General features: G+C 47.2%; 10 protein-coding genes and 2 pseudogenes. 10 read left to right on the top strand and 2 right to left on the bottom strand.

Translation table 11 applies throughout. The features are described 5' to 3' along the window. Both Q1A69_RS19380 and Q1A69_RS19375 read left to right on the top strand, forming a co-directional pair. Positions 1–134 (top strand): annotated as a pseudogene (locus tag Q1A69_RS19380) (IS30 family transposase); the annotation flags it as partial. 188 nt (positions 135–322) lie between these two features. Continuing rightward, the gene (locus tag Q1A69_RS19375) at positions 323–703 is read left to right on the top strand and encodes a hypothetical protein (protein WP_299589318.1); all 381 of its coding nucleotides are present in this window, start codon (positions 323–325) and stop codon (positions 701–703) included. 269 nt (positions 704–972) lie between these two features. On the opposite strand, the pseudogene Q1A69_RS19370 reads toward Q1A69_RS19375, so the two are convergent. Beyond that, positions 973–1,104, bottom strand: a pseudogene (locus tag Q1A69_RS19370) (IS256 family transposase); the annotation flags it as partial. Between the two features lie 4 nt (positions 1,105–1,108). Between Q1A69_RS19370 and Q1A69_RS19365 the strand changes: the two are divergent. The 5 genes from Q1A69_RS19365 (at position 1,109) to Q1A69_RS19345 (ending at position 4,810) form a co-directional block, all read left to right on the top strand. Then, on the top strand, positions 1,109–1,651 hold the full coding sequence (locus tag Q1A69_RS19365) for a hypothetical protein (protein WP_299589315.1): 543 nt from the start codon (positions 1,109–1,111) through the stop codon (positions 1,649–1,651). Between the two features lie 16 nt (positions 1,652–1,667). Continuing rightward, the gene (locus Q1A69_RS19360) at positions 1,668–2,564 is read left to right on the top strand and encodes a hypothetical protein (RefSeq protein WP_299589312.1); all 897 of its coding nucleotides are present in this window, start codon (positions 1,668–1,670) and stop codon (positions 2,562–2,564) included. A 22-nt stretch (positions 2,565–2,586) separates the two neighbouring features. Further along, positions 2,587–3,513, top strand: coding sequence for an RHS repeat-associated core domain-containing protein (locus tag Q1A69_RS19355; protein WP_299589310.1), 927 nt, complete (start codon positions 2,587–2,589; stop codon positions 3,511–3,513). Next, positions 3,514–3,993 (top strand): DUF4265 domain-containing protein, encoded by a 480-nt coding sequence (locus Q1A69_RS19350; RefSeq protein WP_299589308.1) that lies wholly within the window; start codon positions 3,514–3,516, stop codon positions 3,991–3,993. Between the two features lie 217 nt (positions 3,994–4,210). Beyond that, positions 4,211–4,810, top strand: coding sequence for a hypothetical protein (locus tag Q1A69_RS19345; RefSeq protein ID WP_299589306.1), 600 nt, complete (start codon positions 4,211–4,213; stop codon positions 4,808–4,810). 29 nt (positions 4,811–4,839) lie between these two features. On the opposite strand, the gene Q1A69_RS20485 is transcribed toward Q1A69_RS19345, so the two are convergent. Then, on the bottom strand, positions 4,840–4,986 hold the full coding sequence (locus tag Q1A69_RS20485) for a SymE family type I addiction module toxin (protein ID WP_366525621.1): 147 nt from the start codon (positions 4,984–4,986) through the stop codon (positions 4,840–4,842). 164 nt (positions 4,987–5,150) lie between these two features. Here Q1A69_RS20485 and Q1A69_RS19340 point away from each other — a divergent pair, with 164 nt between their 5' ends. Genes Q1A69_RS19340 through Q1A69_RS19330 form a run of 3 tightly spaced genes read left to right on the top strand, consistent with a single transcriptional unit; the run spans position 5,151 to position 6,482 of the window. Next, positions 5,151–5,582: a hypothetical protein gene (locus Q1A69_RS19340; protein ID WP_299589304.1), complete on the top strand. Its 432-nt coding sequence runs from the start codon at positions 5,151–5,153 to the stop codon at positions 5,580–5,582. 22 nt (positions 5,583–5,604) lie between these two features. Further along, on the top strand, positions 5,605–6,282 hold the full coding sequence (locus Q1A69_RS19335; RefSeq protein WP_299589302.1) for an RHS repeat-associated core domain-containing protein: 678 nt from the start codon (positions 5,605–5,607) through the stop codon (positions 6,280–6,282). Then, complete coding sequence (locus Q1A69_RS19330) at positions 6,279–6,482, top strand: hypothetical protein (RefSeq protein ID WP_299589300.1); 204 nt, start codon at positions 6,279–6,281, stop codon at positions 6,480–6,482. The genes Q1A69_RS19335 and Q1A69_RS19330 overlap by 4 nt, the downstream gene beginning before the upstream one ends. Positions 6,483–7,035 lie beyond the last annotated feature (553 nt).

Raw genomic sequence — 7,035 nt, 5'->3', positions numbered from 1 at the left:
TTGGCAAGATACCAAAAAGCCGTATTGATGATGCAGTGTTTCGAATCAATACTCGCCCCAGGAAGGTGTTAAATTACTTGAGCCCACTGGAATTTTTGGTGGGTAAACGTGTGTCACTTATGTTGGCAATCTAGGATCTAAATTTGTATATTTTCAATGGAAAAAAGATGAAGCACTATTGACGAATGGAGGAACTTACCAGGGTACTGGAGAAAAAGTTACCCCATCAAAGATTAGTTGGGTTGCATTTAAACATGATGGGAAAAAACTAACTCAACAAATGGCCCCAAGAGAAGTTGAAAAGAAATAATAGGTTAGTAATTTGAATTACTCGATTAATATTGAATGGATGGAAGGAGGAGTGCCAGATGACCTTGATTGGAGATCTATTTGCCCATATTTTGTAATAATATTTTCTTGGCTTTATAAAAAGGGGTGCCTAAGTAAAATATATTATAATGATGGTTTGCTTAAAGATTCATTCATGGCTTTAAGTTCTGGGAGCATGTCTTTACCCGATTTCGTTGATACATGTTTTGATGGTGAATTAACGGATGATGATATATTAGGTAAAGAAAATAGAGAATTTTTTAGGGATTATACTTCCATATCTTATTCTAAAGATTTGGAGTTTTTTTCTCTGTTCCAAGTATATATAGAATTGAATTGGATTATTCAGAGTGTGAAAAGTTCTTTTCGGTGATTGATCATAGGTACTCCCAGTTTATTGAAGGAAAACCATGGGTTCCATTGTCTAATTAACCACTATGTGATCCGGTCAACTTTAGTAGTTTATCTCACGTTTAGTATCGAAGATCTGAGCTTGTCCGCGAATCCATCAAGTTAGCGTTTAGGCTCAGATTACTTGTAGGTTCTCCTGCTCGCCATTGTGTGGCACTAGTTAGTTGCCCCTGAAAAAACAAACACTTACCTCCAGTAGAGGGTGTTCAAAACTCTGTGTCAGCCAGGCAGCTATAGACTGATGTATTTCTCCAGGCGATTTGGAAAGCGGATCGCTAGCTGTGACAGTGTCAGATTCCAATTTTGAATCGGGCGTGTCCAGCGTTCGGAGGCTTTTAGTATACCGGCGTGAAGAAGCTTCAGTGTTTTGCTGGCGGATTCTGGAGAGGTCACCCTGGAAGTGACCGCCCTCGATGTAATCAGCACATTGGCAACAACACCGGATGGCATTATCGGTGGTGAAACGATCCCACACACGGTTTCCAATGGCGTGATCACCGTCACCGATGCTACAGAAGCGATGTCTGCATCTGCACAAACCCTAATGGCCAACTCCGGCGATGCCGATAATGACGGCATGCCCGATGCCTTCGAGCTTGCCCATAAACTGAACCCCAACAGTGCTGCTGACGCCAGCCTTGATAGCGACGGCGATGGTATGAGTAACCTGGAAGAGTTTGCCCGGGGAACAGACCCCAATTACCTGCATGGCGACCTCAACAATGACGGCACGGTGGATCTGGTGGATGTCATCACCGTGAAACGTATCGCCATGGGGCTGGAGCAGGCCAGCGAAGATCAACTAAAAGCCGGACACGGTGATGTCAATGCCAACGGCAGCATCGATCTTGGCGACGTCATTGTTATTGAGCGCCTCGCCATGGGCGCCCAGAAAACCAATAAGAAGTAGGGAAAGGGAAACGGAAATGAAAACTCTAATTACGAAATTTTTTATCGTATCGGCCTTACTCACCCTGCTAACCGGATGTAAGGAAGAAGCACTCACAGCCACGGTGCGTACCGGAGACACCGTGATTGTCTCCCTGTCTGCCGACGACCTTAGGGAAAGTGGAGACACCGGTGGCAGTGCCATCCTGCGCGCCGAGCAACTGAGCGCTTCCCTCACTGACGCCGCTAATACGGAGCACAGCGTACAGGTACGCCAAGTGTTCCGGGTTTATGCCGATCCCACCAGTGAAGTGCAGCAGCTGGATAACGCAGGCCTCTGGCTTGCGGCTATTGACTTGGTTGACCCGCTTTCAGCTTCCGCCCCCACACTGGCCAGTGGCAGCGCCGAGTTGACCCTATCCGCCCCAGGCTACTTCGATACCGATAAGGTGGTGACGCTCGAAGTAGTCGCTGGCCTCGGTACTCCAAAAACCTTCGGCGACTTGAGCCTCGGTGCTGAATCCATTGAGCCGGCGCCCCAAGCACTGGCTACGGTTACCGGCAGTCTGGAAGGGCACCTGCTTGCCGCCGTACAGCATCAATTCACCATCCCCCACAGCGACACACTGGATATTGATAGCGGCACTGCATTGAAAGCCGCCCTGGTGAAAAAGCTGCCCGGACAGGAAATGGTTAACCTCAATGTCACCACTACCGCGACTGAATCCGGAGCCACGGAAGTTCAGGTTTACCTGACCGCAGTAGAGGGCCTCAACGAAGCACAACTGTCCGAGTTCAATATTGCCCTGATCTCCCAGATCGACGCCGCCAATGCCCAGGATGACTACTGGAGCCAGCACTATAGCGGCAGCCAATATTTTGATACCGAAGGCAATACGCTCTCACTGAGCACCCAGGTCTCCGCAATCCGCTAGCAGGGAAGAAAGCGAGAAAAACATGATGCAACAATTAATCAGAACCCTGCTGGCCGCCGTTGTCTTACTGGCCTTTTCGGTAACATCGCAAGCGGAGGTGACCGTCACCTACCTGCACACCGATGCCCTCGGCTCGGTGGTTGCCGCCTCTGATGAGGACGGTGATCTGTTGTGGCGTAAAGCCTATATGCCCTACGGCGCCATTCACGAGAATGGGCAGGCCAAGAACCCGGCTGTGGGCTATACCGGCCATGTCCAGGATGATGACACCGGCCTTACCTATATGGGCGCCCGCTACTATGACCCGGCGCTGGGCCGCTTCCTGCAGATGGACCCTGCAAGCGTATTGGGCCATGTAGAAAGCAATCCGATGATGTTTAATCGGTATGCTTATGCCAATGGGAACCCTTATAAGTTTATTGATCCGGATGGAGAGGCACCAAGAAGAAACAGGGACGGCGATGCCGGCGCAGCACTTGGAGGTTTAATTCTAGTCCTAACAGGTGTTTGGACGGAAAAACAATACTATTTGTCACAAGGAATTGAGCTTCCGGAGGCAAAAGGTGGCTCTAAGGCAAAGAAAAATCGGGCAAAGTCAGTTACAAAGAGTGGACCTCCTCGGAACCCCGATGGTAGGTTTGCGAAGGTTGATGGGCCTACAGCTGGCAAGAAAGTTGACACTGCTACACGTCAGCGAATTCTGAAGCGAGACCAAAATCCAGATGGTTCGTGGACATGCGCAACTTGCGGCCATTCAACGAAGAATCCGGCGAATATTCATACTGGTCACATAAAGGCTCGTTCCCAAGGGGGAGACCTTTCAGATGGAAATTTGAGGTGTGAAGGAGCGGCATGTAACTTGAGTCAAGGTGCGGGAAGTTCGCCAAAAGCTGAGCGTACATGTGCCGCTCGTGGTAGTTGTGGCGCACCTTACGGGAGGACAGATTAAATGAGCCATGATCATGTACTTTTAGCGATTATCGATGCTGACCCACATGGAGGGGAATATGTGCCTGCGCGACGACTTAGTGATGTCGAGTGGGAAATTATTCGCTCCCCACTATATGCGACAGAAGTGGCTTCGGGAGATATTATTAGAGTTACCAACGCTGAAACTGGTAAATTTGAGATAGTCAGGCGAGGTGGTAACGTTTGTGTACAGTTTTACCTTGGAGAGAATGAGGCAGATAATGTTAAGGTTACTGCAAGTATAGCTGAGCAAATAGAAGCTCTTATAAAACCCTTCAATGGAAGAATTGACGCTACTACAGCAGGGTTAATTTCGATAACTATCCCTGTAGCAGTAGGGTTCCAAGCTATTGAAGGAATTTTTGAAATTGCAGTAGAGAAGAGTCCTGGTGCTCAGTGGCAGTATTCCAATGTGTATGATCCAGTAAGCGGGGAGCCTTTGGGTTGGTGGAATGAATAAAATAGGTGTCTCTTGCCGAAAGTCCCGATATTGGGGCTTTTTATGCCTAACTACAGGGGCCCAGATTTACCTGACCGCAGTAGAGATCCTCAGCCCCCAATGAATGGCAGTTTGATCATAAGGTGCCCAAAAGTTGTGGCAGAACCAATTGTAGTTCGAGCCTACAAATTCTTTCGCGACAAGTGAATAGAGCTAAGTCTAATATTTAGGGGGCTAAGTGAGCAACGCAATTCAGAATATTAATGATTTGCCGTCAATTGATGCGGTAAAAAAAATATCACAAGGCTTGGCGTTGGTGGACGCCATTATTATGCCTGAGTGGGAATATAGATATTTTTCTTTCAATAGTAATTGGGATGGGAAACAAGGCGAAATGATGGCATCAATGAGGAATGGCTCTGGTGGAGAGTACTTTATTAATTTCAATGATGCTGGCGTTGCTGGGAAAGTACTTTTTGAGGAGTCACTGTCTGATGTGTCAGCGTCTTTAAGTCTTGTACCTAATAGTTTTTCTAGTTTTAAAAATGAGGCAGCATTTAGTATTGCTAATGCTAGCTTCTTTTTTTGGCGAGAAAGTGGTGCGGCTGCTTGGGCTGCATCGCCAGAAAACTTGAAGGTTTATCCATTGCTGGGTTTTTTGGTGAATGGTGTTGCGGGTTATCATGGCTGGGCTGAAGATTATTATGAAAAAAACATCGACAGTAATGTATTGAAAGACGTTTTTACTTCATTGGCTATTACAGCTGATCAGCTAGCGGTATTAAATCCAGATGTGACGCTTGAAGATTTAGAAGAAGACCTTCAAGAAATACTTTAAATAAAGCCCGCACACGCGGGCTTTATTTTTTAGTCAACTGTCAAAACCAAACACCCATCCATGGCTCTAATCTTGATCGGCGTATCCACTTCAAACTCAACTTGCCGTAGCCAATGCCCTTTCATCTGAATCCAAGGGGTAGTACGACAGCCGGAGCCGGCTGCCTGACTTATCATCCACGTTAGTCATAAGAACCTCTGAACTAGGTTGTTGTGATTAGCTAGGTCACGGTGTGCTCACACCAAGACCTAGCGCTTTATAAAATCGTTCCTCTTTAGAGGAACGCTCAAGCATATTCCTGAATTAGAAGATGTTCTGAAGGTATCTCTAATTTGGCGACTTGAGCCTCGGTGCCGAATCCATTGAGCTAGTGCCTCAAGCGCTGGCTACGGTTACCGGCAGTCTGGAAGGTCACCTGCTCGCCGCCGTGCAGCATCAATTCACCATCCCCCACAGCGACACACTGGATATTGATAGCGGCACTGCATTGAAAGCCGCCCTGGTGAAAAAGCTGCCCGGACAGGAAATGGTTAACCTCAATGTCACCACTACCGCGACTGAATCCGGAGCCACGGAAGTCCAGGTTTACCTGACCGCAGTAGAGGGTCTCAGCGAAGCACAACTGTCCGAGTTCAACATTGCCCTGATCTCCCAGATCGACGCCGCCAACGCCCAGGCTGACTACTGGAGCCAGCACTATAGCGGCAGCCAATATTTTGATACCGAAGGCAATACGCTCTCACTGAGCACTCAGGTATCCGCAATCCGCTAGCAGGGAAGAAAGCGAGAAAAACATGATGCAACAATTAATCAGAACCCTGCTGGCCGCCGTTGTTTTATTGGCCTTTTCGGTAACATCGCAGGCGGAGGTGACCGTCACCTACCTGCACACCGATGCCCTCGGCTCGGTGGTTGCCGCCTCTGATGAGGACGGCGACCTGTTGTGGCGCAAAGCCTATATGCCCTACGGCGCCATTCACGAGAATGGGCAGGCCAAGAACCCGGCTGTGGGCTATACCGGCCATGTCCAGGATGACGACACCGGCCTTACCTATATGGGGGCCCGCTACTATGACCCGGCGCTGGGCCGTTTCCTGCAGATGGACCCTGCAAGCGTATTGGGCCATGTAGAAAGCAATCCGATGATGTTCAATCGGTATGCTTATGCCAATGGGAATCCTTATAAGTTTATTGATCCGGATGGAGAGGCACCAAGAAGAAACAGGGACGGCGATGCCGGCGCAGCACTTGGAGGTTTAATTCTAGTCCTAACAGGTGTTTGGACGGAAAAACAATACTATTTGTCACAAGGAATTGAGCTTCCGGAGGCAAAAGGTGGCTCCAAGGTAAAAAAAGGGGCAAAGCGAGGCCCTAAAACAGATCCAAATGCACCCCATAATAAAAAATTAGAGAAGTGGGTGAGCAAATTGAAGCTGAAGGTGGAACCGTCCTCGCTGGTGGAGGACAATTGAAAGAAAAATTGATACCTACTCCAGGTGGACACAAGAGCGGTCGGCGTCCTGATATTCTTTATAAGGATTGTGAAGGAAATCTTTGTGGTACAAATGTAGGTAAAACTAAAGCTGATGATTCGCCTATCAAACGTGAACAACAAGCATTAGATGATTTAAATGGTGCTGGCCTGCCAACAACATTTCAAAAATATGACTAAAATTTAAGATGAAATCTATTTCAATTCAATTTCACGCTACAACTGAAGAACTATTAAGCTTTATAGTTACCATAAGTTCTGAGTTTAGTTTAATTATTACTATGATGACTCTCAAACCTTTCAAGTTAGAAATAGTTGAAGGTGAGTTGACTCTTAGTGATCTCGCCTCCAAGTTAGAAGAGGGAGATCTCCGATTGATCCTAAATGTAAGTAGTCCTGATGTCAGATCAACTTCACCTAATAGCTTTTTAGATAAAAATCCTGGAAGCATTGTACTTGATATCGGGGACTTATCTGACTTAGGGCTAAAGGAGTCTTCTTTGTCCTTTATGTCGGATGAAAAAACTAAAATATCAATAGCCAATAGGGTTGCATCTAGACTGAAAAAGATAACTAAAAGTGGTGCAATCGCAGTGAACCCTATTAATGGTGCAGAGGCAAAGATTAGATCTCACAGATATACAGAGGGTGCAAAGTTCCTAGATTCCCATAACAACCGACACACTTGGCAATAGCGAGAGAGGTCAGCTGGCTGTAGGCTAGTAAGCTTCCA

This window comes from uncultured Microbulbifer sp. (genome assembly GCF_947498635.1).
GTDB lineage: Bacteria > Pseudomonadota > Gammaproteobacteria > Pseudomonadales > Cellvibrionaceae > Microbulbifer > Microbulbifer echini.
This window is presented reverse-complemented; position numbering and strand designations above follow the sequence as displayed.